Below are 26,182 nucleotides of genomic sequence, written 5' to 3'. Positions count from 1 at the left end.
CATTTCGTCCAAGGTGTTTGAATGACTCGGTTTTTTGCATGATGCGGGATTTGGCCAATGCCCTCTTGCGTTGACTGGCTATTGGCGCGGCAGCAGCAAACGAACCAACCGGCGCGTCAATAGCGCGCATCGGAGGCTTTGCTCTGCATCAAACCGGCCCGATCTGGCGACGTTAGGGTTTTGTAGATCACGGAGACATGACATGGCCTACAAAGACCTCCTCTTGGCGCTCGCGAGCTACCCCGAAACGACGCCGCCGTCGGCGATCGATCTTGCCACCGATTTCGCTGCCGCGATCGGCGCAAAGATTTCCGCGATCGCCTGCGAGATCCGCGTCGCCGTGCCCGGCAGCTTCCTGAGCCCGGCGCTGTTTGACGTCCCCGCGGTCGCCGCCAGCGACGAGAAGAAGTCGCGCCTTCAGGCGGAGGCCTCGCTCGCAGCGTTCCAGGCCGCCGCGGAAAGGCGCGGCGTTTTTGAAGAGTGCATCCTGGAGCGCTGCATGACCTCCGAGCAACGCGAGCTATTGGTCGACTATGCGCGCGTTCGCGACCTCACCATGATCCCGGTGCAGGAGAATGCCCTGTTCGGCGCCTGGAATGCCGAGCCCCTTATCTTCGAATCCGGGCGCCCGGTCCTGCTGCTGCCGCAAACAAGCCGCAAGCCATTTGCACTTGATACGGCGACGGTGGCTTGGGATTTCAGCCGTCCGGCCGCGCGGGCGGTAGCGGATGCGCTGCCGCTCCTCACGCGGGCCAAGCGCGTCCACATCGTGACGGTGACCAACGAGAAGCGCATCGACACCAAGCGGTCCGGTCCGGAGCTTGCGAAGCATCTCGCCCGTCACGGTGTCGAGGTGATCCTCGACACTGTCGATGCCGCAGGTCGCACGGTGGCGCACGCGCTGGAGGCCGCGCTCACGAGCCATGACAGCGATCTTCTGGTCATGGGCGCCTTCGGCCATTCCCGCTTCAGGCAATTCGTTCTCGGCGGTGCCACGCTCAGCATGATATCGCACCCGCCGCTGCCCGTGCTGCTTTCGCACTGACGGCCGACCGCCCCCAGCGGATTGACGCAAGAAGCCTATCCCTGGACCACGGGCTTTGCGCCGAGCGCACGCTTCCGCCTTCGCCTGTGTGAACCACCGCAGATGCAGTCGCTTTGCCCACCGGCATGACGATTAGGAGACCGCAGCCTCCGTGAACGACCCGCTGCTGCGATAGATCGCAAGATCGCGCGAGCCGGAGAAGATCGCGCGCGGCTTCAGGCCGTAGAAGCGGCGGATCGAATGGCTGAAATGGGTGGAGTCGGGATAGCCGATGTCCTGTGCGAGATGCGCGAGATTGATGTCCTGGTTGGCAAAATGCAGGAGATGCCGCGCCCGTTTCCAGGCGCGGAACGAGCGGAACGAGATTCCGGTCTCCTCCTTGAACAGATGCAGGAAGCGCGAAGGCGACAGCGCGGCGTCCGCGGCGCAGTCCGCCGCCGTCACTGGTTCGCCGGAGAATTTGCCGATGCGCGCGATCGCCCGCACCACGCGCGGATCGAGCACACGCCGCGGCAGCGCCTGTCCGAAGCACATGATGTCGAACTCGGCGTTCGAGAGATCGTCGCTATATTGCCGTCGTCCCAATGCAGCATAGGCGGCGCGAATGCGGTCGGCGAAGACCTGGCTCTCCGGCCCAATCAACTGCCTTGCGAACAATTCCAGCGCGCCGACGCGGACGCTTTCAGGCTCGATGGCGACGCAGATCGCCGAGCGATAGTCGCTCGCGATCGTATGGCGCAGGTTTGGCATGGTCACGACGAGGTCGCCGTAGGATTCGCGGCCGTCGCTGGTCGCAAGGTGCAGGCCGCCCTTGATCGCGACATAGACATGGAATGCGCCCGGACAGCGCTCGCGCGGCCGGCCGAGCAGTCCGGCGTAAAACACGCGCTCCGGCGTGATCAGCATCAAATGGCCTACTTCGCGGGCCTGGTCGTCCATGGTGGTTCCTCCGCGCGACTCTTCCTGGCCGCTGCGGCGCCAACCATAGCCGAAATCTGGCTGAAGTCACCGTTACAAATAGCGCCGGCCAAGGACCGTCATTGCGAGGAGCGAAAGCGACGAAGCAATCCATCTCGCCGCTTGTGAAGACATGGATTGCTTCGCTTCGCTCGCAATGACGGTCGGGGCGGACGCACTACGGCCGCACTCGCGGCGCGACGTTTTGCTCTGCGCCGGCCTTGCGTTCCGCCACGACCGCGCTCTGGTATGCCTCGCGCTGCTGCAACCTTGCCCAATAGGCTGCAACATTGGGACCGAAATCCTTGGCGAGCCCGATATTGTCGGCGAGCCGCAGCGCATAGCCAACGGCGATATCGGCGGCGGTGAAACGGCCGGCGCAAAGCGTCTCAGTGTTGCCCGTCGCGGCCTCCACCGCGCGCAGGCGGCCGAAGAACCATTTGGCGTAATCGCCGACCACCTGCGGATTCCGCCGCTCCTCCGGCTCGAGCTGGCCGTAGCGAAGCACCAACGTCTGCGGAAAGGTCAGCGTGGCGTCAGAAAAATACATCCAGTTCAGGAACTCGCCATAGGCCGGCTCGTCGGGTCCGACGATCAGCGGCGTCGGCCCATACTTGGTGCCAAGGTAATGGCAGATGCCGGAGGACTCCGTCATCCGCGTCTCGCCATCGATCAGGAAGGGAATCGTGCCGAGCGGGTTGAGCGCGAGATAGTCCTTCGCGAACACGCGCGGCGGAAACGGCAGGATCTTGAGCTCATAGGGAAGCCGCATTTCCTCAAGCATCCAGAGCGGCCGGAACGAACGCGCAGCGTCGCAATGATAAAGCGTGACCATCAGACGTTTCCTTTTCCCTTCAGCCCTGGCAGCGTGCCCATCATCTTGCATAACACCATCAGCATCACTTCGTCAGCACCGCCGCCGATCGAGGTCAGGCGGCTGTCGCGATAGGCCCGGCTGACCGGGGTCTCGTTCATGAAACCCATGCCGCCCCAATATTGCAGGCAGGCGTCGGTGAGTTCGCGGCCCAGCCGGCCCGCCTTCAGCTTCGCCATGGTGGCGAGCCGGGTGACGTCCTCGCCCGCAACCAGCGCCTCGCCGGCGCGGTAGATCAGCGAGCGCAGCAGCTCGACCTCGGTCTGCATCTCCGCGAGCCTGAAATGCACCACCTGATTGTCGAGGATCGAGCCGCCGAATGCTTTGCGGTTGCGGGTATATTCAATCGTCTCGTTGATGATGAATTCATGCGCCTTCAGGCAGGCGGCGGCGCCCCAGAGACGCTCCTCCTGGAACTGGATCATCTGGTAGGTAAAGCCCTTGCCCTCCTCGCCGATCCGGTTGCGCTTGGGTACCCGCACATTGTCGAAAAAGATCTGCGCAGTGTCGGAGGAGCGCATGCCCATCTTGTCGAGTTTTCGCGCGACCGTCACACCCTTCGACTTCATCGGCACGCAGATCAGCGACTTGTTGCGATGGGTCTGGCCGTCGCTGGTATTGGCGAGCAGGCAGATCCAGTCCGCCTGCGTCCCGTTGGTGATCCACATCTTGCCGCCATTGATGACGTAGTCGTCGCCGTCCGAACGCGCATTGGTCTTGATCGAGGCGACGTCGGAGCCGGCGCCGGGCTCGGAGACGCCGACGCAGGCGACCTGATCGCCCGAGATCGCCAACGCCAAGAATTCGCTCCGCACCTCGTCGGAGCCGAACCGCGCCAGCGCCGGCGTCGCCATGTCCGTCTGCACCCCGATCGCCATCGGCACGCCGCCGCATCTGATGGCGCCGAGTTCTTCCGCCATCATCAGCGCATAGCTGTAGTCGAGCCCCTGGCCGCCGAATTCGACGGGCTTGTTGAGGCCGAGGAAGCCGAGATCGCCAAGCTTCTTGAACAGCTCATGCGCGGGGAAGATGCCGGCGTCCTCCCATTCGTCGACGAAGGGGTTGATCTCGGCCGCGATGAATTTCTGCAAGGCGCGGCGGGGTTCTTCATGGTCGGCGGTGAAGATCATTTTCTCTCTCGAGCTCCAATCGGCATTTGTCTTGTCATTCCGGGGCATCGCGAAGCGATCAGCCCGGAATCCATTTCGCCACCTGCGCCTGAGGCCCGATGGATTCTCTGATGTGCAATTGCACATCATAGCTCGCGCTGCGCGCGCCCCGGAATGACAGCGTGTGCTTTCACAATCCCATCTGGCGGCTGGCGAGGTCCTTCATGATCTCCTCGGTGCCGCCACCGATGGCGTTGACCTTGACCTCGCGGTAAATGCGCTCGACCTTGACGCCACGCATGAAGCCGGCGCCACCGAAGATCTGCACCGCCTCGGAGGCGCAGAATGCCATGGTCTGGGTGGCCTGGTTCTTCATCATGCAGATCTCGGCAACCGGGCTTTCGCCCTGCTCCAGCCGCCAGGCCAGCATCTCCAGCATCGCCTGGGAGGCTGCGACCTTCTGCGCCATGTCGACGATCTTGTGGCGGATCACCTGGTGCTGGGCGATCGGCTTGCCGAAAGTCTCGCGCTCCTTGGCGTAGGCGATGGCCTCCTCGAGACAGACGCGGGCGTAAGCCGTGCAGCTCGCCGCCATGCCCATCCGCTCGCTGTTGAAATTCTGCATGATAATCTTGAAGCCTTGGCCCTCCTCGCCGATCAGATTCTCAGCCGACACGCGGCATTCATCGAAATGCAGCGTCGCGGTATCGGATGCCCACCAGCCCATCTTCTTCAGCTTGGTCCGCGACAGGCCGGGCGTATCGCCCTCGATCAGGAGCAGGCTGACGCCACTGGGGCCCTCGCCGCCGGTGCGCACGGCAACGGTCAGATAATCCGCGCGCACGCCCGACGTGATAAAGGTCTTCTCACCGCTGACAACGTAATGATCGCCGTCGCGGCGCGCCCTGGTGCGGAGGTTGGCGACATCGGAGCCGCCGCTCGGCTCGGTGATCGCGAGCGCAGAGATCTTCTCACCCCGCAGCACCTCCGGCAGCACGCGCGCCTTGACCTCGGGACGGGCCGCGCGCGCAATCGGTGGCGAACCGATGGTGTGGCTCATCAGGCTCGACGAGACTCCGCCGGCGCCGGCCCGCGCCAGTTCCTGAGATGCCACGATCTTCATGAACTGGTCAGAAGGTATGCCGCCATACTCCTCGGGGAAACCCAACCCAAGCAGCCCGATCTCGGAGGCCTTGCGATAGAGCTCGCGCGGAAACTCGCCCGCCTCGTCCCACTCATGGGCGTAGGGCTCGATCTCCTTTTGCACGAAACGGCGCACCGCCTCGCGAAAGGCCTCGTGCTCGCTGGTGTAGAATGGGCTCGCCATCCCTTTGCTCCGTCGATTCTCGTGACCGGAACGATGTCCGGAATTCGCCGCCCTAACTTGCGTCGAGTGGCTGCCGACGGCGAACGGGCGCCGATCCTACCCCTCGTCCAGCCACTAAACGCAAGACAGGTTCCGGCCCTCGCCCTTCCACTGGCCCCTTGCGGATCACGATCAGGCGGCGCCAGACCGCCCACCGCGGGAGGGACATTTGCCGGTTCGTTACTACGACTGGATCGCCCATTACGGCCGGAGGACGCCTGACAAGGTCGCGATGGTCGACCTCGCCAGCGGCCACCGCCTCACCTATGCGCAAGCTGACATCAGGATCTCGCGGCTCGCCGCGCATCTGCGGGATGCCCACAAGGTGGCGCGCGGCGACCGGGTCGCGGTGCTGGCGTTAAACACATCAGACACGCTCGAAGTGCAGTTCGCCTGCGGGCGATTAGGTGCCGTATTCCTGCCGCTCAACACCCGCCTTACCGTCCCCGAACTGCAGTTCATCGTCGGCGATGCCTCGCCGAAAGTCATGATCCACGATGACGACCTCGCCGAGACCGCGCTCAGCGTTGCAAAACTCTGCAACGTGTCATCGATACTGCGGCTCGGCCCCGATGGCTCCTATGAAGCCGGCATCGCGGCGGCGAAGCCGATCGACACATTCGAGCCTGTCACGCTCGATGACATCTCGACCATCATGTACACCTCGGGCACGACAGGCCAGCCCAAGGGCGCGATCATCACTCACGGCATGACGTTCTTCAATTGCGTCAATCTCGGCGGCCTCGCCTATATCTCGCCTTCCTCGGTGTTCCTCTGCGTGCTGCCGCTGTTCCACACCGGCGGGCTCAACTGCTACACCAACCCGGTGCTGCATGCCGGCGGCACCGCCTTGATCATGCGCAACTTCGATCCCGGCGAGGCATTGCGGCTGATCAGCGATCCCACCGAGCGGATCAACGTCTTCTTCGGCGTGCCTGCGATCTACCAGTTCATGGCGCAGCATCCCTCGTTCGCGAACGCCGATTTCAGCCGCCTGGTCATCGGCGGCGTCGGCGGCGCGCCGATGCCGGTGCCGCTCTTGAAGGTGTGGGAAGCGCGCGGCGTGGCGCTGCAGCAGGGCTATGGCATGACCGAGACCTCGCCCGCGGTGATGGCGCTCGACCGCGAGGACGCCGCGCGCAAGGCGGGCTCCGCCGGCAAACCGGTGCTGCATACGGAAGTGCGCATCGTGCGTCCCGATGGCAGCGACGCAGCAGTGGGTGAACTCGGCGAGCTCTGGGTCCGGGGACCGAACATCACGCCGGGTTACTGGAACCGGCCCGACGCCAACGCGTCCTCCTTCACCGACGGCTGGCTGCATACGGGTGATGCGACACGCGTCGACGAGGAAGGCTTCTACTACATCGTCGACCGCTGGAAGGACATGTACATCTCCGGCGGCGAGAACGTCTATCCGGCTGAAGTCGAGAACGTGCTGCACCAGATGCCGGCGGTTGCTGAAGCCGCCGTGATCGGTATCCCCAACGAGCAGTGGGGCGAGGTCGGCATGGCGATCGTCGCGGTGAGGCCAGGCGAGAGGTTGACGCCGACGGAGGTCCACGCGCATTGCGCGGCCAATCTGGCGAAGTTCAAATGTCCGAGCAAAATCGAGTTCGTCGACGCGTTGCCGCGCAATGCGACCGGCAAGATCCACAAGCCGACGCTGCGCAAGCAGTTTGCCGAGCTGAAGCCGACCGATCTGGCGCAAGCTGACATAGTGCGTCAACAAGGTTGCCAAGCGGGGCGAGGTGAACCACCGCGCGGCTCGCCTTGAACGTTTATCGTCCTTGAGATCGCGCGAGCGGCTTCCCACCTAATCGGGGGCGCCCAACAACGCGAGCCGCCGATCGTGGATAGCCGGATGCAGTATCTGCCGATGACGCCGGGATCGTTTTCGATCCTGGTGTTCCTGGCACTGGTGCTGGTGATCCTGATCCAGCTCCGTATTCTTCGATACGCCTATCTGAGTCTCGGTGTTAGTCCGGGAGCGGCGTTCCTGCTGCTGTTCGGTTCGCTGATCGGCAGCTATGTCAATATCCCTATTACGGAATTGTCCGGCCCACCGGTCCGATCCGGCGAGATCGTTGACTTCTTCGGCATGCGCTATGTCGTGCCGCTGGTGACTGCGCCGAGCACGATCCTGGCCGCGAATGTCGGCGGCGCGGTGATTCCGACATTGATGTCGATCTATCTGGTCATCCGGTACGACCTGTGGGTCAAGGCCGCGATCGCCACCGCCGTCATCGCGATCATCGTCCATTGGATGGCGACGCCGGTGCCGGGAATTGGCATCGCTGTGCCCGTGTTCGTGCCCGTCGTCAGCGTAGCGATCATCGCGCTCCTGCTTTCGCGCGAATATGCCGCGCCGCTGGCTTATATCGCAGGTTCGGTCGGAACGCTGATCGGCGCCGACCTTCTCAACTTGGACAAGATCGGCAGCCTTGGCGCGCCCATCGCCTCGATCGGCGGCGCCGGAACGTTTGACGGCGTTTTCCTGACCGGCATTCTCGCAGTGCTGCTCGCCTCCATCGTTTCGCCCTCGCCCCTGCGACGGGCGTAAACGGCCCTCCGAGGCGCAGCCGTGCGTGTGGAGAGAATTGATCCCCACCCGGTTTGCGCTAACGCGCAAACCGACCTCCCCTTTTCAAGGGGAGGTGATCCGCCAGTTGCGCTGCGGCGCTCCTTCCCCCTGAAAGGGGGAAGGTTGGGATGGGGGTCTGCTCCGGGTGCAGGTGCGCGTGTGGAGGAGGCAGCCGTGCACCGGGGACAGAGATCTAGCCCGGCAGAAAAATCGCGAACGGCTCGTCGACGGTGCGGCGCAGATGCTCGCGATAGAGCGCGTAGTTTTCGTCCTCGGGGGACACGCGTCCGACGGAGGGTTTGGCGATATTCTTGATCGGTAGGAATGCGATGGGTGCAGCGATCGGCGTCAACAGCGAGCCGCGGCCAGCGAGCAGCGTGGTGATGATGCCGTACATCTCGCCGGTGTTGCGCGGCCTGGACACCGTGATCAGACGATGCTGGCCGTGCCGGTTGGTGACGAGATAGATGAAGCCGGACTGGTTGGGGACGGCGACTTCGCCGAACTGGGTGTAGGCGGCATCCAGCCGTTCGCCCTCGCGAAAGATCAGCGAGGAGACGGTATCGTCCCAGGCGATCTCGGTGCGATAGGCATAGACCGCGTCCTTGGCCCCGAAGGACGGCCTGACCGTGAGATAAGTGCCCTCGATCCACTGCACCGCCCGCCGCGAATAGGCCCCGAGCCCATCGGGCGCGACTTCGCCATTGGCCACTGCGATCACCGGCGCCGGCTGAACGTTACGCAAGGAGACGCCGAGCGCCTGCTCCAGCCGCACCATGGTCTGAAGCGTGAACGGGCGGCGTCCGCCGAGCACCTTCTCCAGCGTCGAGAGGCTGAGCTTGGCCTGCTCGGCCAGCGCCTGCCGCGAGATGCGCCGGCGCGCCAGTTCCTCGCGGATCATCTCCGCAATCTGCCGGCTTTGTTGTTCGGAAAGCTGCTTGTCCGGCGTCGGCATCGTCACCCCATGCTGATTCATACCGACTTTAGCAGAGCACACATTTTAGCACAAAACGGCACAAAGCCGCCGATGATGCGGCGTGCGGCGCCTGCCCGCGGCTGAACAATGCCGATCATTCTGCTCGCGCTCTGAAGCGCTTTCTCGAAGACTTTGCGCATCAAAGACGTCCCTCGGGAGAAGGAAATGACGACGTGCGATGCAATCGTGACCGGCCGTCCGCGCCTGTCGCGCAGGATGCGAATAGTGCTGTTCTTTTTGGTGGAAGGCGTTGCCGCGCTCGTGATCGGGTTCGCGGCCCTCTTTGTGAACTTCGCGCCGGCGTGGTCGGCGGAGATCAGGCCGCCGGCAGCGTTCATCAAGCCGGGCGACGCCCGTGCCGGCTCGCTGCTGCTGAAGACCGACGAGGGGTATGACGACGCCATCAGGCTCGGTACCGATGTCGACCTCACGGTGTCAGGCCCGACCATCCGCGCCCGCGTCACGCAAGTTTTCCGCAACCCGACCAAGGACTGGGTCGAAGCGGTCTATGTCTATCCGCTGCCAGCGGGCGGCGCGGTCGACGCGCTGAAGATGGTGGTCGGCGATCGCATCGTGGTCGGCAACATCAAGGAACGCAAGCAGGCGCGCGTCATCTATGAGCAGGCCAAGCAGAATGGCCAGAAAGCCGCGCTGACCGAGCAGGAGCGACCGAACATCTTCACCAATTCTGTCGCCAATATAGGCCCAGGCGAGACCGTGCTGGTGCAGATCGAATACCAGGAGCCGGTGCAGCAGTCCGGCAACGAATTCTCGCTGCGCGTGCCGCTGGTGGTGGCGCCGCGCTACAATCCCGCGCCGATCGTGCAGAGCGTCGATCTCCGTCCCGACGGCGGCGGCTGGGGCGCGACCAAGTCCGATCCCGTACCGGATCGCGACCGCATCACGCCGCCGGTGCTCGATCCGGCCGAGCATGCGTCGGTCAATCCGACCAACATCACCGTTCGCCTGCAAGCCGGTTTCTCGCTCGGCGAGGTGAAGAGTCACCATCACGCCGTCAAGATCGAAAGCGTTGACGATACGACTCGGATTATCAGGCTCGCCGAAGGGCTCGTGCCGGCGGACCGCGATTTCGAACTGACCTGGAAGCCTGCCGCCGAAAAAGCACCGTCGGTCGGGCTGTTTCGCGAGCATGTCGGCGACGCCGACTACCTGCTCGCCTTCGTCACCCCGCCTTTCGTTGTTGAGGCCGAGCAGAAGCCACGGCCGCGCGAGGTGATCTTCGTGATCGACAATTCCGGCTCGATGGGTGGCACCTCGATCGTGCAGGCGAAAGCGAGCCTGACTTACGCGCTCGGCCGGCTGCAGCCGAACGACCGCTTCAACGTGATCCGCTTCGACCACACCATGGACGTGCTGTTTCCATCGGCGGTGCCGGCGGACGGCGAGCATCTCGGCCGCGCCAACGCTTTCGTGAGCGCGCTGCAGGCTAGGGGCGGCACCGAGATGGTGCCGGCGATGCGGGCGGCGCTGACGGATCATTCCGGTAATGAGTCCGATTATGTCCGCCAGGTCGTGTTCCTGACCGACGGTGCCATCGGCAACGAGCAGCAACTGTTCGAGACCATCACCGCAATGCGCGGTCGCTCCCGCATCTTCATGGTTGGCATCGGCTCGGCGCCCAACATCTATCTGATGACGCGCGCCGCCGAGCTCGGCCGCGGCGCCTTCACCCATATCGGCTCGACCGACCAGGTCGAGGAGCGCATGCGCTCGCTGTTCGCCAAGCTCGAGAATCCCGCGGTGACCAATCTTTCCGCCAAGTTCTCGGACGCCCACGCCGACGTTACGCCGGCGATCCTTCCCGACCTCTATCGCGACGAGCCGCTGGTGCTGGCTGCAAAGCTCGACAAGCTCGCGGGCTCGGTCGAGATCAAGGGCCGGATCGGCGACCGTCCCTGGACCGTGACGCTACCGCTTGCGAGTGCCGCTGAAGGCAAGGGCCTGTCAAAACTGTGGGCGCGGCGCAAGATCGACGACGCCGAGGTGGCGCGCACGATGCGGCAGACGAGTCCTGACGACGCCGACAAGACCATCCTGGCGCTGGCGCTCGAGCATCAGCTCGTGACGCGGCTGACCAGCCTGGTTGCGGTCGACAAGACGCCGAGCCGGCCCGAGGGCGAGTCACTGAAAGTGAGCGAATTGCCGCTCAACCTGCCGGCCGGCTGGGACTTCGCGAAGGTCTTCGGCGAGCGCCCGCAGTTGCCGGCGACACCGGCCGAGCGGCGCGTGGAAGGCGATGGACGGGTGCAGCTTGCCGCCCTGAAGCGTCCGGCAGTGGTGCAGGCGCCCGACACGATCAAGCTGCCGAAGACCGCAACCGACGCCGAACTGAAGATGATAGCCGGCGCAATCCTGCTCACGCTCAGCCTGCTCCTGTTCGCATTCATCCAGCGTCAGAACTTCGCCCACTGATGCCGGATGAAAGGAGGAGGCGCCCGAACCTCCTCTTATCAAACGCGCGCGGCCTCCCGTCCCCTGGGCCGCGCGCGCCCTTTCGACTCTAGACCCTCGCCCCGGCTCTTGACCCTCACCCTGAGGAGACCGCGGAGCGGTCGTCTCGAAGGGCGAGGCCACCGGCGGGGCCTCATCCTTCGAGACGCGCGAAGACGCGCTCCTCAGGATGAGGGACAGATAGCTTCGCTGCGGAATGACGAAAGTACACATCCGATGCCTCGCGTCATCGCCCCTTTCCTCCTCGCCCTCCTCGGCCTGATCCTGTTCGGCCAGGGCGCGTACATTCACGCCAAGGCACTCCTCGCGCAGGTCCTGCTCGAACGCGCGTTTGCAAAAACCATCGCCACGGGGCATCCGACAAAGCCGTGGTCATGGGCCGACACCTGGCCGGTCGCGCGCATCGAGGTGAAGCGGCTGCACGCGAGCGCCATCGTGCTCGCGGGCTCCAGCGGCCAGGCACTCGCGTTCGGCCCGGGTCATGTCGAACTGACGGCAAAGGCCGGCGAACGCGGCGTTGCCGTCTACTCGGCGCATCGCGATACCCATTTCCGTTTCCTGAAGGACGTCGCCATCGGCGACGAGATCGACGTCACCCGCAGCGACGGCAAGACCTTCCGCTATCGCGCCGACGCCAGCTCCGTGGTGCGTTACGATGCTTCCGGCATCGATCCGCTGTCGAGCGGATACGAGCTGGTGCTCTCGACCTGCTGGCCATTCGACGCGCTGACACCGGGGCCGGAACGCTATCTCCTGCACGCGACGATGATCGAATCCGACCCCTCGCGGATGACAGCGCCGTGAATATTGTCCGTGCGGTGGGATATTGCGTCAGCGCGTAGCGGCATGCAGCCAACGTGAGTTGTCACGCTTCGCAAGCTTCAATAGAAATAACAAAAATACGGCGCGCGGTATTCGCTGCAGCGCCGCAGGAAACGACAAGGCAGGGTCCATGGAAGCTCAATTCAGCCCCGCGTCCGCTCCAACAGAGAAATGGTCGCCGTCGCCTGACGCCAGCGAAGTGGTCAAGCAGATCCATGCGATGCTGCACCCGCGCAACATCGTCCTGGTCGGCGCCACCGACAAGCCCGGCAATTATGCTGAGCGCATCTGGAACAATCTAATCAAGTACGGATATCGCGGCGGACTTTATCCCGTTAATGCAAAACGCGAGACGATCTGGGGCGTCCCCTGCTACAAGGATTTCGCGTCTCTCCCCGACAAGCCCGATCACGTGCTGGTGCTGGTGCCGGCGCGCTTTGCGGTGCAGGTGATCCGCGATGCGGCCGCCGCCGACGCGCGCTCCGCCACCATCGTCACCTCGGGCTTCAGCGAATTGCAGGACGAAGAAAGCCAGCGGCTCGCTTTGGAATTGAAGCAGGCGGTGCAGGAGACCGGGCTTGCGGTTACCGGACCCAATTGTCTTGGAAACCTGAGCGCCGGCGAAAACCTATTCACCAATATCGACGACCGCATCGTCACCATGGAAGCCGGACCGGTGGCGATCGCCGGTCAATCCGGCGCGATCGTGATGGCGATCCGCCAGACGCTCGAGGATCGCGGCGTCGGTGTCGGCTACATGGTGACGACCGGCAACGAGGCCGGGCTGACCACGCCTGACCTGATGACCTATTTCGCGGCCGATCCGAGCATCCGCGTCATTGTTGTCTACCTGGAGGGTGTGCGGAACACGAAAGCGTTCCGCGATGCCTGCAAGGCCGCGCGCAGCGTCGGCAAGCCGGTGATCGCGCTCAAGCTCGGCGCCTCCGAGGGCGGCCGCGCCGCGGCGATGGCGCATACCGGCGCGCTCGCCGGCTCGATCGAGACCTTTGACGCGATCTCGACCCGCGAAGGCGTGATCCGCGTCCGCGGCCTCGACGAATTGATCGAGACCACCGAATGCTTCGTGCATGCCGATCTGCCCAAGGGCAACCGGCTCGCCGCGGTGTCGCTGTCCGGTGGTAAGCGCGGGCTGCTGATCGACGCGCTCTATGCGGCCGGACTGGATTTCGCGCCGCTCGGCCCAAACGCGACTGAGCAATTGGCAAGAATGCTCGGCCCCGGCAGCATTGTCGGCAACCCGCTGGACGCTGGCTTTGCCGCCGTCGTCGATCCCTCCGTCTACATGAAGTCGATCAAGATCATGATCGACGATCCCGATACCGACATCGTCATCATCGATTCCGAGCTGCCAAAGGCGCCGCATGAGCTGCGCGAGCGCAATCTTCGCATCGTCAACGAGATGGCCGGCCAGGCGGGCAAGCCCGTGATCTACATCAGCGCCATGTCGATCGGCTTCACCGAGCACACCAAGGCGCTGCGCAAGATGTTGCCGAACGTCGCCGTGCTGCAGGGGCTCGACCGGGCGGTCGGCGCGCTCAAGTCGCTGATCGAATACGCGCAGCTCCGCAAGGAAGTGCCTGATATCGTCTCGAGCTCCAAACCATCGGCGCGCGCCATACTTGAGAAAACGCTGAACAGCGCCAACGGTGCCGCCGCGCTCGACGAGGTCGCCTCGAAGAAGCTGCTCCGGGCTTACGGCATTCCGATCTCGAAGGAAGAGATCGCGCAGACGGCAACTGAGGCGGCGGCTATCGCCAGGAAGATCGGCTTCCCCGTGGTGGCGAAGGTGGTCAGCCCCGATATCCTGCACAAGTCGGATATCGGCGGCGTGGCGCTGAACCTCAACAGCGTCGCGGAAGTGAAGAAGGCATTCAACGACATCACGGCGCGGGTCAGGAAGCTCAAGAACAAGCCGAAGCTCGAGGGCGTCCTGATCGCGCAGCAGGTCAAGGCCGATCTGGAGCTCGTGGTTGGCGCCTCGCTCGACGCCGAGATGGGGCCCGTGGTGCTGTTCGGCACCGGCGGCGTGGACATCGAACTATTGAAAGATGTCGCGCTGGCCGGTGCGCCAATCGATGCGGACGAAGCAAGGCAGCTGATTGCCAAGACCAAAGCCGGCATCAAGCTGAAAGGCTATCGCGGCAAGTCGGCACTGCACGAAGCCTCCGCGGTGAAGGCGCTGGTCGGCCTCTCCAACCTGATCGCCGACGCGGGCAACCGCATCGCCTCGATCGACGTCAATCCGTTCCTGATCAACCCCAAGCTCGGCGTCGCCGTGGATGCCCTGATCGTGCTCAACAACGCCGCGGCGAAGAAGGCGGCGGAGCATTGATGCCTGCCTCTCCCTCTCCCCGTTCTTACGGGGAGAGGGTTGGGGTGAGGGGCTCTATCCACGAATAAAGCAAGAGCTGAGTTCGCGGAGGCACGCCCTCACCCGGATCGCATCTACGATGCGATCCGACCTCTCCCCGCAAGCGGGGCGAGGTGTTCAGAAGGTCGCGCCCCACTGCCGTGCGGTCTGCAATATCCAGTCGCGATACAGCGTCAGCGGCGTGACGCCGGTGATGCCGCCGCAGCCGGCGGAATTGTTCGGCCCCGTCGACCAGCTGATGACGCCGACGATCGCAGGCCCGGTCTGCTTGTCCTCGAACACCGGCCCACCGGAATCGCCGGTGCAGGCCCCGAGCCCATCGCGTGCGCCCTGACTGAGCGGATCGACGAGGCGGATCTGCAGCGTGCCCGGCTTGCCGGTGGCGATCAGCCCGGCGACGCGGACGGTGCCGCCGCTTTTTCCATCGCCGCGCACGGTGACGCCAATGCCGGCGATGGTGAAGCGGCTGCCGACGATGACGGGAATGTTGGGCGCGCCAAGCGATGCAGGCGCCTTGCCGGCGGCGGGCGCCGCGAGCTGCAGCAGCGCCACGTCGGCGGCGGCGCGATGGGAGGTCATGGCGTCCATCCTGAACGCGGGATGGATCGCGACGCCCTTGACGTCCCTCAATTGCGGTTGCCGGTCCGGGCCATATTCGACGATCTTGTAGTCCGCACCAGGCTGCACGCAATGTGCGGCTGTCAGCACCACCTTTGGTGCGATCAGCGCGCCCGTGCAGAAATTGCCGCGCGAGCCGACGATGGTGATGATGGAACGGCCGACGCCTTCGGCGCTCGGCACGCCGCCGCCGACAACGGCGGAGGCCGGCGTGGAGGCAAGCAGCGCAACCGCTGCTGATATGGTGACCAGGGCTTTCATGGAGACAGCAATAACTTGCGTCGCGCGCGTCGCCAAGCCGCCGGATTCAGGCGAAAGCGTTTTCGAGCGAAGTGGATACCGGTTCGCGTAAAGAAAACGCGTCAAAACTAGAATCTAGAGCTTCTGTTCTGATTCAATCAGAACCGAATATGCTCTAGCTCAGCGCATCGATCCATGTTAGCCGCTCCCTCAACACACATAACGGCAGGCAGAAGGAAATGATCGAGGCAGTGATCTGGGATTTCGGCGGCGTCTTGACCACCTCGCCGTTCGAGGCGTTCACGCGGTTCGAGACCGAGCGCAGCCTGCCCGCCGACATCATCCGCCGCACCAACGCCGCCAACCACCTGGAGAACGCCTGGGCCAAATTCGAGCGCGCCGAGGTCGATATCGAGACCTTCGATGCGCTGTTCGCTGCCGAATCGCTGGCGCTCGGCGCCGAGGTGCGCGGCAGGGACGTGCTGCCGCTGCTGCAGGGCGACCTGCGCCCGGAGATGGTGGAAGCGCTCAAGCGCATCAATGCCAAATTCAAGACCGGCTGCATCACCAACAACCTGCCGGCGAACGCAATCGGCAGCCAGAGCGGCCGCACGCTCTATGTCGCCGAGGTGATGGCGCTGTTCGATCACGTGATTGAATCCGCCAAGATCGGCCTGCGCAAGCCCGATCCGCGCATCTACCGGATGATGGTGGACGCGCTGAAGGTCGATCCGAACAATTGCGTCTATCTCGACGACCTCGGCGTCAACCTGAAGCCGGCCCGCGAGATGGGCATGACCACAATCAAGGTGGTCAGCGCGGACCAGGCGATTTCGGAGCTCGAGTCCGCGACCGGGCTTGTATTGCGCTAGGCACGGACTCTCCCTCTCCCCGCCCTTCGCGGGGAGAGGGTTGGGGTGAGGGGCTCTCTCCACGCAGACGGCGACAGATGGACTCGCGGAGCTCCCCCTCACCCGAAATTCAAGCTGCGCTTGAATTTCGACCTCTCCCCGCAAGCGGGGCGGGTGACGCGGAGTTCGCCTCCCGGTTCGAGAACAAATGTCGCTAGGCGGAAAAAGCCGGAACCCGAGGGCTTTCCCGGCGCAAACGAGCCTTGTGCTTTGCTGGGAACGCAGGCAGAACAGCCCGACGTCAAGACAATCCGGAGCACCCTTCAGTGGCTGAAGCGCAGCCTGCCGCCGCGATCGAGGCCGTCGAAAACGGCCTCGCCGCACAAGGTTACATCGCGAGCCGGCAGATCGCGACCGCTGTTTATCTGTCGCAAGAGATCGAGAAACCGATCCTGGTCGAAGGGCCCGCCGGCGTCGGCAAGACCGAGCTGGCGAAGGCGATCGCCGCCTGGCGCGGCATGAAGATGATCCGCCTGCAGTGCTATGAAGGGCTCGACGAGGCCAAGGCGTTGTATGAGTGGAAGTATGCCAAGCAGCTGCTCTATACGCAGATCTTGAAGGACAAGCTCGGCGAAGTGCTGGGCGGCGCGCAGACGTTGCACGCCGCGCTCGACCAGCTCCACACCTTCGGCGACGTGTTCTTCTCTAAGGAATTCGTCGAGCCGCGGCCGCTGTTGCAGGCGCTGGAGCAGCCGGCGGGCTGCGTGCTCCTGATCGACGAGATCGACAAGTCGGATGCCGAGTTCGAGTCGCTGCTGCTGGAAATCCTCAGCGATTTCCAGGTCAGCATTCCCGAGCTTGGCACGGTCTCGGCGATCGCGCCGCCGACGGTGATCCTCACCTCCAACAGCGAGCGCGATCTCGGCGACGCCTTGAAGCGGCGCTGCCTGCATCTGCATATCGGCTTCCCCGAGCAGAAGCTGGAAGAGCGTATCGTCGAGAGCCGCGTGCCCGGCATCTCGCAGTCGCTGCGCCGGCAGATGGTCGGCTTCATCCATGAGATCCGCACCCTCGACCTGAAGAAGCTGCCGTCGGTGAGCGAGACCATCGACTGGGCGCGCGTGCTGGTGCTGCTGCAGGCGACCGAGCTGGACCATGAGATCGTCAAGGATACGCTGAACGTCCTGCTCAAATACGAGGCCGACATCGAGGCCGCGCAGCCGCAGCTCACCACCTTCATCGCCAAGGCGTCGCGGCAAAACGTGTTCGGGTAGACGCCATGCGCGAGAACCTACATCGGTTCTTTCGTGCCGCGCGCGGAGCCGGGGTCCGGGTCTCGCCCGCCGAAAGTATCGATGCGATGCGGGCAGTCTCGCGCGTCGGCTTCACTGACCGCGGCGTCCTGCGCGACACTTTTCTCCTGACGCTCGCCAAGTCGCAGGACGAGAAGCGCGCGCTCGGCGAATGCTTTGATCTGTTCTTCAGCCAGCCCGAGCCGGCGGAGCGGGGCGAAGAGAGCAAATACGACGATGCGGAACGGGCGGAGTCCAATGCGAGCTCCGATTCTCCCGGCGAGGCCAGTGCCGGCGATCAGGCCGAAAATCTCGGACCTCTCGCACAGATGCTGCTGACGCAGGATCGCAACGCGATATCGGCAGCGATCGCGAACGCCTCCGGCGCGGCCTCGCTTTCCAACATCAGATATTTCACCCAGCGCGGTATCTTCTCGGGCCGCGTCCTGGAGGCCATGGGCATCCAGCGCCTGCGCGACGATCTCGACAATCTGACCCCAACCAACCCGGCACTGGCCGAGCGGCTGCAGGCGGCGCTCGATGGATTGCGCGACACGGTTCGTGAGACTGTTTCGCAGGCGCTTCTGCTTTACGGCCGCGAAGAGACGGAGAACCTGCGCAACGAGATCCTGCGCAATGCGCCGCTCGCCAGGATCGAGCCGCGCCAGGTCGAGCAGATGCGCGCGCTGATCCGCCAGATCGCCCGCCGCCTGCGCGAGCGCTACTCGAAGCCGCGCAAGCGCCAGCGCCGCGGCCATCTCGACGTGCGCCGCACGCTGCGGCGAAACGCGGCCTGGGGCGGCGTGCCCTTCCTCACCGCCTGGAAGCGCAAGCACCGCGACCGGCCGAAAATCGTCGCACTCTGCGACGTCTCGGGCTCGGTCGCGCGGGTGTCCGATTTCTTCCTGCTCTTGATCCACTCTCTGCACGAAGTGGTCGACGATGTCCGCTCGTTCGCCTTCTCCGGCCATTTGATCGAGGTCAGCGATATCCTGGAGGAGAAATCGCTGGAGGCGGCAATGGCCGAGATCATGTCCAAGGTCGGTTTCGGCTCCTCCGATTACGGCAATTCGCTTGCCGATTTCGAGAAGAGCTGGATGGACACGATCACGCCGCAGACCACCGTGATCGTGCTCGGCGACGCCCGCAGCAATAACCTCGATCCCCGCGCCGACATCCTGCGCCGCATCAGCGAGCGTTCAAAGCGCCTGGTCTGGCTCAATCCCGAGGGCCGCATGGCTTGGGGCTTTGGCGATTCCGAGATGCCGCGCTACGCAACCTTCTGCAGCGTGGTCCGCCAATGCGCCACCGCCCGGCAGCTTGAGCGCGCGGTATCGGATATCGTCGCGACGTATCAGTAGCGCCGTCCCCGGCGTTGCGTGTTGCCAAGCCCAAGCGGCATATGTGAAGGGAAGCCGGCGCAGCAAGCTCCCGCCTCTCCCCTTGTGGGAGAGGCGGGTCTGAGCAGGCGGAAACAGCGTGCACGATGTCAGCACCATACTCTGATCGCTCACGCATCGATCGCCTCCTTGATGCGCTTGCGCGTCAGCGGCAGGTCACGCAGGCGCTTGCCGGTGGCGTGGGCGATGGCGTTGGCGATCGAGGCCGCGGCCGGGCCCTGGCCGGTCTCGCCGCTGCCGAGGAACGGCTGGCCGGGCCTGTTGATGATGTGGACATCGATGCGGTCAGGCACCGCGTCGAAGCGCAGGATCGGATAGGTCTGCCAGTCGATGCTGGTGATCCTCGTGTCGTCAAAGCTTACGCTCTCATACAGCGTCCAGCTCATCGATTGCACGATCGCGCCCTCGATCTGGTTGGTCAGCCCGTCCGGATTGACGACCTGCCCGGAATCGACGGCGGCGACCGCACGAACCAGCCGCGCGCGGCCGGTCTCACGATTCACTTCGACTTCGCTCGCGATCGCGCAATAGGCGGCAAGGTTCTTGTAGCGCGCGAAGGCAAAGCCGTAGCCGCGACCGGCTGGCGGCTTTCGATCCCGCTTCCAGCCAAATTCCTGCGCGGCCCTTTCGATGACGTCGCGCCCCCGCCGATCCTCGAGGTGCCGCAAGCGAAACTCCACCGGATCGGCGCCCGCGAGTTGGGCAAGCTCGTCCATGAAACTTTCGATCGAGAACACGTTGTGATAGGCACCGAGCGCGCGCATCGCAGAAATCCGCAGCGGCATCTCCGGAATGAAGTGATGCACCACATGCGCGTTGGCAAAAGTATACAGCGGGATCGCGTTGCGGTCGCCTCCGCCTTCCGGCAATGGCAATGGCTTTGCCGGCGGCACGGCAACGCTGTGCGCCATGTGCTGCGCGGCGAGCAGCGTGCCCGCGCCGCCGGGCCGCATCGAGTGAGTGTTGCTCCACACCGCAAAATTCCAGTCGGCGATGCGGCCCATGGCGTCGAGCGAGGCCTTCAGCTTCGTCACCATCGCCGGCCCGAACGGCTCCCAGGCGTGTTCCTGCTCGCGCATCCATTGCACGCGCACAGGTCGGTCCGGCAGCGCACGCGCGATCAGCGCGGCATCGGCCGCGGCATCGTCAGCACCATTATGACCGTAGCAGCCGGAACCCTCGACATGGATCAGGCGAACGCTCGCAGGCGGCATGCGCAGCATCTCCGCGATCGCCTGGCGGTCGGGATAGACGCCTTGGGTGTGCGTCCAGATCGTCATCGCGCCATCAGCGAAATGCGCCACGGCGCAGGATGGTCCGATCGAACCATGTGATTGATAAGGGCGCGTGTAAGTGGCAACTAAGGTCGTTTGGCCGGAGACGGAAGAATCGCTGCGATCGAGAATCGTGGAATCCTGCGAGGGCAAGCTGGTGAGCACGTTGAGCAGATCATCCTGCTTCGGCAGGTTCGCCCTCTCCTGCCATTTCGTGGCCGCAGCGAGCGTGTTCATTGCCTTGATCGCCCGAAATTCCTTGTCCGCGACCACGGCGAGAAAATTGCCATCGCGGACGACCTTGAGGACACCGGGCAGCTTCTCGACGGCCGAGCTGTCGCATTCGACGAGCTGTGCGCCGTAGCTCGGCGGCCGCACTACGCGCGCATGCACCATGTCTGGCAATCGCATGTCCTGCACATAGGCCTCACCACCCGTCACCTTTGCCGGGATGTCGACGCGCGGCACCGCGTGAGCCATGACCTTGAAGATCGCAGGATCCTTCAATTTCGATTGCGGCTGTGCCTGGACGTGGAGCATGTCGGTGGCGACCAGTTCACCGTAAGTGAGCCGCCTGCCGTCCGGCGCGACCACCGCGCCGTTTTCGGTGCTCAGGCCCTCGACGGAGAGACCGAGCCTTGCTGCCGCCTCCGCGATCAGGAGTTCGCGCACCTGCGCGGCGGCATTCAGGATCGCGGTCCCGGAATCCTGCATCGAGTGGCTGCCTGCGGTATAGCCTTCGTTGGCGGTGAGTTGCGTGTCCGCGGTGACGACGTTGATCGCTTCGAAAGGCACATCCAACTCTTCAGCAGCGATCTGCTGAAACGCTGTCTTGAATCCCTGGCCGAGCTCGGCCTTGCCGGTGAAGGCGGTGATGCGACTATCGGAGTCGATCCGGAGCCAGGAATCGAGATACGGTGTCGTCGCAAGACTGCCCGGGCCCTTTGACGCCGCACCTGCCGGCGCCCCTTCTTGCGCGAAGGCGCGACCGAGCGAGAAACTGACGATGAGGGCGCCGCCGCCCTGCAGCACGCGGCGGCGATCGAGGACAACAGGCGCATTCATCTCCCGCTCCTCTCGTTCGCAGATGCATCCGCCGTATCCATCAATCGCGCGGCCCGGTGTACCGCGCGCAGGATGCGCATATGGGTGCCGCAACGGCAAAGATTCGACTGCAACTCGGCGCGGATCTCGGCATCGGTCGGCTTTGGATTTCTGAGCAGTAGCGCCTGCGCGCGCATCATCATGCCCGCGATGCAATAGCCGCATTGCGCCGCCTGTTCCTCCATAAAGGCGCGCTGGATCGGCGCCGGCGCGGACACCGTGCCGAGACCTTCCAGCGTCGTCACCTGCTTGCCCTCGAGCAGCACGAGCGGCGTCACGCAAGACAGGACGGCCTTGCCATCCACGATGACGGTGCACGAACCGCATTGGCCGAGGCCGCAGCCGAATTTGGCGGCGTTGAGTTTGAGATCGTCGCGCAAGACGTAGAGCAGCGGCGTATCCGGATCGGCATCGATCTGAGTGTCATGTCCGTTGACCTTCAGTGTCATCATGGCTGGTCTCGCTGTGATGGGTCGGCCGGCGCATTGCGCGGCTCCGGGGAAGTCTGGAAAAGCGCGGTCTGGGTGCGGCGCGCATCCGCAATGGTCTTTTCAACCCCGGTCCAGGGCTGTTCCTTGCTGAAACGCGCGCGCAGGTAATTGACGAGCGAGGTGACCTGCGCGTCGGTCATGCCGTCGGCGAAGCCCGGCATGATCGGACTGCGTTCGCCAGCGACTGCCGGAACGCCGGCCAAGATAATATTGGCGAGATTGCGTGGATCAGGGCTCGTGACCGCGGTGCTCAGCGCAAGATTGACGCCGCCGTACGGAAGTGGCCGGCCTGATTCATGACAGGCGGCGCAGGCCGCAGCATAGATCGCGGAACCGGTCGGGTCCGCTTGCGCGGGTGCTGGTTCGGCCTGCGCAAGCACGGCGCTGCGATCGCGTTCCGGCTTCGCGGCGCCGGAGACGTCGGCCATATAGACAGCGATGGCTTGCACATCGCTCTCGGGCACCGTAGAGAGATTGCTCACCACCTCCGCCATCGGCCCGCGCGCGGTGCCATGATCGGGATGCCAGCCGTTGCGCAAGTAAGCGTAAAGCGACTCCGCGTTCCACGGCACCGGCGCATGCGCGCGATCGTTCAAGGCATAAGCGCGCCAATTGTCGGTCTCGCCGCCGGCAAACTGCGCGCTTACGCGCTCGGCGCCCAGCGCATTGCGCGGCGTGTGGCAGGCGCCGCAATGGGCGAGGCCGTCGACCAGATAGGCGCCGCGGTTCCATTCGGCGCTCTTCGCGGGGTCGGGCTGGAATGTATCGCGGCGCAGGAACAAGAGTTTCCAGCCCGCGATGATCGGGCGCTGGTCCAGCGGAAAGATGAGATCGTTCGGCGGTGCCGCGGCATGCACCGGCGACCGCGTCATCAGGAACGCATAGAGCGCCCGGTTGTCCGCATCGGTGACGTTGGTGAAGTGGTCATAGGGAAAGGTCGGATAGAGATGCTGGCCTTCGCGGCCCACGCCGGTGCTCATGGCGCGAGCGAACGCGGCTTCCGACCAGCCGCCGATGCCGGTCTCCGGATCCGGCGTAATGTTGGAGGAAAAGACCACGCCAAACGGCGTCGGCACCGGCAGGCCACCGGCAAAATCCTGGCCGTCCTGCCTTGTGTGGCAGCTATTGCAGTTGCCAAGCGCAGCAAGCTCGCGGCCGCGCTTGACCACAGCCGGATCGAACGACGCCGGAGACGGCGGCTCGATCGCGGCGATTGCCGGCCGCCACACGGTCGCAAACACCACCGCCGCGCCCACGATCAGTATGACAGCGACGATGCTTGCGATGATCCGTGGCGATCTCGCCATGCCAGCCATTTGAGTTTGTGGTTGGACCGTGTTTTAACACGGATATTCCGGCATCGTTCGCCGGCAAGGCCCCCGATCACCGCTTCTTGACTGCGTTCGAAACCGACATGGATTCTGTCCTCAACCGTGCGTCCGGCGATATCAGGGATGCGCTTGCCGTGCTCAATTCCGTGTTCGGCCTCACCGCATTCCGGGGCGCGCAGGAAGAGATCGTCCGGCACGTGACCGATGGCGGCAATTGCCTGGTGCTGATGCCGACCGGCGGCGGCAAGTCGCTTTGCTACCAGTTGCCGTCGCTGCTGCGCGAGGGCTGCGGCATCGTCGTCTCGCCGCTGATCGCGCTGATGCGCGACCAGGTCGCGGGGCTCACCGAGGCCGGCGTCAACGCGGCCGTGTTGAACTCGACGCTATCGCCGCAGGAAGCAGGCGAAGTCGAACGCAGGCTGATCGCGGGCGATCTCGACCTGCTCTATGTCGCGCCGGAGCGACTGGTGACGCCGCGCTGCCTTGGCCTGCTCGCGCAGACGAAGATCGCGCTGTTTGCGATCGACGAGGCGCATTGCGTCTCGCAATGGGGCCATGATTTCCGGCCCGAATATATCGGCCTTTCCGTGATCGCCGAGCGCTTTCCCGGCGTGCCGCGGATGGCGCTCACCGCAACCGCCGACGAACTGACGCGCAATGAGATCGCCGAGCGGCTTTCGCTCAACGACGCTCCGCGCTTCGTCTCGAGCTTCGACCGGCCGAACATCCGCTACGAGATCATCGACAAGGTGAATTCGCTGGCGCAGTTGAAGGCATTCATCGCTGAGCGCCATGCCGGGGAAGCCGGCATCGTCTATTGCCTGTCGCGGGCGAAGGTCGAGGACGTCGCGGCCTCGCTCGGCGCAGCCGGCATTCCGGCGCTGCCCTACCACGCCGGCCTTGAACCAAGCGTCCGCGCGCGGAACCAGGATCGCTTCATCAACGAGGACGGCATCGTCATCGTCGCCACCATCGCCTTCGGCATGGGTATCGACAAGCCGGACGTGCGCTTCGTCGCCCATCTCGACCTGCCCAAGAGCATCGAAGCCTACTATCAGGAGACCGGCCGCGCCGGACGCGACGGCAAGCCGTCGAGCGCGTGGATGGCTTATGGCCTCTCCGACATCGTGCAGCAGCGCCGCATGATCGACGAATCCACCGGCTCGGATGCCTACAAGCGCGTCTCGATCGGCAAGCTCGATTCGCTGGTGGCGCTGGCGGAAACCGTGGGCTGCCGCCGGCGGCGCCTGCTGGCTTATTTCGGCGAGACGCTCAGGGAAGAGAATTGCGGCAATTGCGACAATTGCCTGTCGCCGCCGCGCGTCCGCGACGGCAAGATCCTGGCGCAGAAGATGCTGTCCTGCGTCTACCGCACCGGCCAGCGCTTCGGCGCCATGCACCTGATCGACGTGCTGGTCGGCCGCCTCACCGATCGCGTCAAGCAGTTCGGGCACGATCAATTGTCGGTGTTCGGCGTCGGCCGCGAGCTCAACGAGAAGCAGTGGCGCGCGGTGCTGCGCCAGCTTGTCGCCATGGGACATCTTTGGGCCGACAGCGACGCTTTCGGCGCGCTGAAGTTGACCGAGAGCGCGCGCGGCGTCCTCAAGGGCGAAACCGAAGTGCTGCTGCGCGAGCAGGCGGAAGGCGCGCGCAACCGCGCCATCCGTTCCAAGTCGCGACGCGGCGAGCTCGCGCCCGCCGTGACCGGCCAGGGCAAGGCCGCCAATCCTGCGCTTCACGCCGCGCTGCGCGCCTGGCGCTCCGAAGTGGCTCGGCAGCGCAGCGTGCCGGCCTATGTCGTGCTGCACGATTCCACCATCGACGGCATCGCCGCCGTGCGCCCGACGACGCTTGACCAGCTTCGCGGCGTCGCCGGAATCGGCGACAAGAAACTTGAGCACTACGGCGATGAGCTGATCGCGGTGGTGAAGAGGACTGAGGGATAAGCGCGCGATCAGAGCATTAGGCGCCGCCCCTTCCCGTTTGCTATGATGGCGAGCATGCATGAACTAGGCCTTCAGGACTTGATCAAGCGGATCGGCGCCGCGCATGTCAGGCGGCGGCTGAACGACGAGACCGAGCATGAGGCACAGCTGTTCGGCCAGGGCACGCTGTTCTTCAACCTGGAGAACTCGCTGCTTGCGCCGAGCGTCATCGCAACGGCGCTCAAATTTGCCGGGCTGTACGGCCGCGCGCGGCAGAACGCCGACCGCGTGTGCATCAGGCGCAACGAGCTCGCCTCGGGCGCGCTGCCCAGGGGCTTCGACGGTTTCACCATTCTGCATCTCAGCGACCTGCACGGCGACCTCAGCGCCGGCGCGATGCGGCGGCTGCCCGGCATGATCGCGGATCTCGCCTATGACGTCTGCGTCCTGACCGGCGACTATCGCGGCCAGACCTTTGGTCCCTTCGACAAGAGCCTGGACTACATTGCGCCGGTGATCGCGGCGCTGAAGCCATCGGTCTACGGCATTCTCGGCAATCACGACACGATCCGCATGACGCCGCGACTGGAAGCGATGGGCATCCGGATGTTGTTCAACGAGTGTGAGGCGATCCGGCGCGGTAATGAAGCGATCTATCTCGCCGGCGTCGATGATGCGCATTTCTATCGCGCCGACGACATCGGCAAGGCCGCCGCACCAATTCCCGGCGACGCCTTCTCGATCCTGCTTTCGCATACGCCGGAAGTGTATCGGACGGCGGCGGCCGCTGGATTCGACCTGATGCTGAGCGGGCACACCCATGGCGGCCAGCTCTGCCTGCCCGGCGGCATGCCGATCAAGCTGGAAGCATGGTTGCCGCGCAAGTTCGGCGCTGGCGCCTGGCGCTACGGCACGATGGCCGGCTACACCTCGGTCGGCGCCGGCACCAGCCTGTTGCCGGTCCGCCTCAACTGCCCGGCGGAGATCACGCTGCACACGCTGCGCTGTGCGGGATAAGGCGAGAAGTTGCGCGATGTTTTTCTGTTGATCGAAGTGCCGGCG

At 64.5% G+C, this 26,182-nt stretch carries 20 protein-coding genes; 11 read left to right on the top strand and 9 right to left on the bottom strand.

The genetic code is table 11. From position 1 onward, the window contains the following. Positions 1-202 precede the first annotated feature (202 nt). Positions 203-1,045, top strand: a complete 843-nt coding sequence (locus J6497_RS24900; RefSeq protein WP_225706924.1) for a universal stress protein — start codon at positions 203-205, stop codon at positions 1,043-1,045. A 132-nt stretch (positions 1,046-1,177) separates the two neighbouring features. Here J6497_RS24900 and J6497_RS24895 read toward each other — a convergent pair whose 3' ends face one another. The 4 genes from J6497_RS24895 to J6497_RS24880 all read right to left on the bottom strand — a co-directional run bounded on the left by J6497_RS24895 (position 1,178) and on the right by J6497_RS24880 (position 5,312). Further along, positions 1,178-1,984: a helix-turn-helix domain-containing protein gene (locus tag J6497_RS24895; protein WP_225706923.1), complete on the bottom strand. Its 807-nt coding sequence runs from the start codon at positions 1,982-1,984 to the stop codon at positions 1,178-1,180. Between the two features lie 196 nt (positions 1,985-2,180). Further along, the gene (locus tag J6497_RS24890) at positions 2,181-2,837 is read right to left on the bottom strand and encodes a glutathione S-transferase family protein (RefSeq protein WP_225706922.1); all 657 of its coding nucleotides are present in this window, start codon (positions 2,835-2,837) and stop codon (positions 2,181-2,183) included. Next, positions 2,837-4,006 carry an acyl-CoA dehydrogenase family protein gene (locus J6497_RS24885; RefSeq protein WP_225706921.1) on the bottom strand — a complete coding sequence of 390 codons (1,170 nt, stop codon included), beginning with the start codon at positions 4,004-4,006 and terminating at the stop codon, positions 2,837-2,839. Before J6497_RS24885 ends, J6497_RS24890 begins: the two co-directional genes overlap by 1 nt. A 169-nt stretch (positions 4,007-4,175) precedes the next feature. Next, the gene (locus tag J6497_RS24880; protein ID WP_225706920.1) at positions 4,176-5,312 is read right to left on the bottom strand and encodes an acyl-CoA dehydrogenase family protein; all 1,137 of its coding nucleotides are present in this window, start codon (positions 5,310-5,312) and stop codon (positions 4,176-4,178) included. Positions 5,313-5,520: 208 nt separating this feature from the next. On the opposite strand from J6497_RS24880, the gene J6497_RS24875 reads away from it, so the two are divergent. Together J6497_RS24875 and J6497_RS24870 are read left to right on the top strand one after the other, a co-directional pair. Next, positions 5,521-7,125, top strand: coding sequence for an acyl-CoA synthetase (locus tag J6497_RS24875; RefSeq protein WP_225706919.1), 1,605 nt, complete (start codon positions 5,521-5,523; stop codon positions 7,123-7,125). Between the two features lie 75 nt (positions 7,126-7,200). Further along, positions 7,201-7,911, top strand: a complete 711-nt coding sequence (locus J6497_RS24870) for a DUF1614 domain-containing protein (RefSeq protein ID WP_225706918.1) — start codon at positions 7,201-7,203, stop codon at positions 7,909-7,911. 214 nt (positions 7,912-8,125) lie between these two features. Here J6497_RS24870 and J6497_RS24865 read toward each other — a convergent pair whose 3' ends face one another. After that, a complete protein-coding gene (locus J6497_RS24865) occupies positions 8,126-8,887 on the bottom strand; it encodes a helix-turn-helix transcriptional regulator (protein ID WP_225706917.1) in 762 nt (253 codons plus the stop codon). A gap of 237 nt (positions 8,888-9,124) precedes the next feature. Between J6497_RS24865 and J6497_RS24860 the strand changes: the two genes are divergently transcribed. The 3 genes from J6497_RS24860 to J6497_RS24850 all read left to right on the top strand — a co-directional run bounded on the left by J6497_RS24860 (position 9,125) and on the right by J6497_RS24850 (position 14,555). After that, positions 9,125-11,341 carry a marine proteobacterial sortase target protein gene (locus J6497_RS24860; RefSeq protein WP_376708269.1) on the top strand — a complete coding sequence of 739 codons (2,217 nt, stop codon included), beginning with the start codon at positions 9,125-9,127 and terminating at the stop codon, positions 11,339-11,341. A 255-nt stretch (positions 11,342-11,596) separates the two neighbouring features. After that, positions 11,597-12,184 carry a class GN sortase gene (locus J6497_RS24855; protein WP_225706915.1) on the top strand — a complete coding sequence of 196 codons (588 nt, stop codon included), beginning with the start codon at positions 11,597-11,599 and terminating at the stop codon, positions 12,182-12,184. 148 nt (positions 12,185-12,332) lie between these two features. Continuing rightward, positions 12,333-14,555, top strand: a complete 2,223-nt coding sequence (locus tag J6497_RS24850; RefSeq protein ID WP_225706914.1) for an acetate--CoA ligase family protein — start codon at positions 12,333-12,335, stop codon at positions 14,553-14,555. Positions 14,556-14,711: 156 nt separating this feature from the next. Here the strand turns inward: J6497_RS24850 and J6497_RS24845 are convergent, their stop codons facing one another. Next, positions 14,712-15,473 carry a S1 family peptidase gene (locus tag J6497_RS24845; RefSeq protein WP_225706913.1) on the bottom strand — a complete coding sequence of 254 codons (762 nt, stop codon included), beginning with the start codon at positions 15,471-15,473 and terminating at the stop codon, positions 14,712-14,714. Between the two features lie 218 nt (positions 15,474-15,691). Between J6497_RS24845 and J6497_RS24840 the strand changes: the two genes are divergently transcribed. The 3 genes from J6497_RS24840 (at position 15,692) to J6497_RS24830 (ending at position 18,956) form a co-directional block, all read left to right on the top strand. After that, positions 15,692-16,324 (top strand): HAD-IA family hydrolase, encoded by a 633-nt coding sequence (locus J6497_RS24840; RefSeq protein WP_225706912.1) that lies wholly within the window; start codon positions 15,692-15,694, stop codon positions 16,322-16,324. A 305-nt stretch (positions 16,325-16,629) separates the two neighbouring features. Continuing rightward, on the top strand, positions 16,630-17,577 hold the full coding sequence (locus J6497_RS24835) for an AAA family ATPase (RefSeq protein WP_225706911.1): 948 nt from the start codon (positions 16,630-16,632) through the stop codon (positions 17,575-17,577). Between the two features lie 5 nt (positions 17,578-17,582). Continuing rightward, a complete protein-coding gene (locus J6497_RS24830) occupies positions 17,583-18,956 on the top strand; it encodes a vWA domain-containing protein (RefSeq protein ID WP_225706910.1) in 1,374 nt (457 codons plus the stop codon). A 149-nt stretch (positions 18,957-19,105) separates the two neighbouring features. Here J6497_RS24830 and J6497_RS24825 read toward each other — a convergent pair whose 3' ends face one another. The 3 genes from J6497_RS24825 to J6497_RS24815 are packed head-to-tail and all read right to left on the bottom strand — an operon-like array spanning position 19,106 to position 23,171. Continuing rightward, positions 19,106-21,334: a xanthine dehydrogenase family protein molybdopterin-binding subunit gene (locus tag J6497_RS24825; RefSeq protein WP_225706909.1), complete on the bottom strand. Its 2,229-nt coding sequence runs from the start codon at positions 21,332-21,334 to the stop codon at positions 19,106-19,108. Further along, entirely contained in the window at positions 21,331-21,825 is a 495-nt protein-coding gene (locus J6497_RS24820) for a (2Fe-2S)-binding protein (RefSeq protein ID WP_225706908.1), read from the bottom strand. The genes J6497_RS24825 and J6497_RS24820 overlap by 4 nt, the downstream gene beginning before the upstream one ends. After that, complete coding sequence (locus tag J6497_RS24815) at positions 21,822-23,171, bottom strand: cytochrome c (RefSeq protein WP_225706907.1); 1,350 nt, start codon at positions 23,169-23,171, stop codon at positions 21,822-21,824. Before J6497_RS24815 ends, J6497_RS24820 begins: the two co-directional genes overlap by 4 nt. 107 nt (positions 23,172-23,278) lie before the next feature. On the opposite strand from J6497_RS24815, the gene recQ reads away from it, so the two are divergent. Together recQ and J6497_RS24805 are read left to right on the top strand one after the other, a co-directional pair. Next, on the top strand, positions 23,279-25,141 hold the full coding sequence (gene recQ / locus J6497_RS24810; RefSeq protein ID WP_225706906.1) for a DNA helicase RecQ: 1,863 nt from the start codon (positions 23,279-23,281) through the stop codon (positions 25,139-25,141). Between the two features lie 54 nt (positions 25,142-25,195). Next, positions 25,196-26,137 (top strand): metallophosphoesterase, encoded by a 942-nt coding sequence (locus tag J6497_RS24805; protein ID WP_225706905.1) that lies wholly within the window; start codon positions 25,196-25,198, stop codon positions 26,135-26,137. The last annotated feature ends 45 nt before the right edge of the window (positions 26,138-26,182 follow it).

Source organism: Bradyrhizobium cenepequi (genome assembly GCF_020329485.1).
Lineage (GTDB): Bacteria > Pseudomonadota > Alphaproteobacteria > Rhizobiales > Xanthobacteraceae > Bradyrhizobium > Bradyrhizobium cenepequi.
Note: the sequence above shows the minus strand (reverse complement) of the source record. Positions and strands in the feature narration are given on the sequence as shown.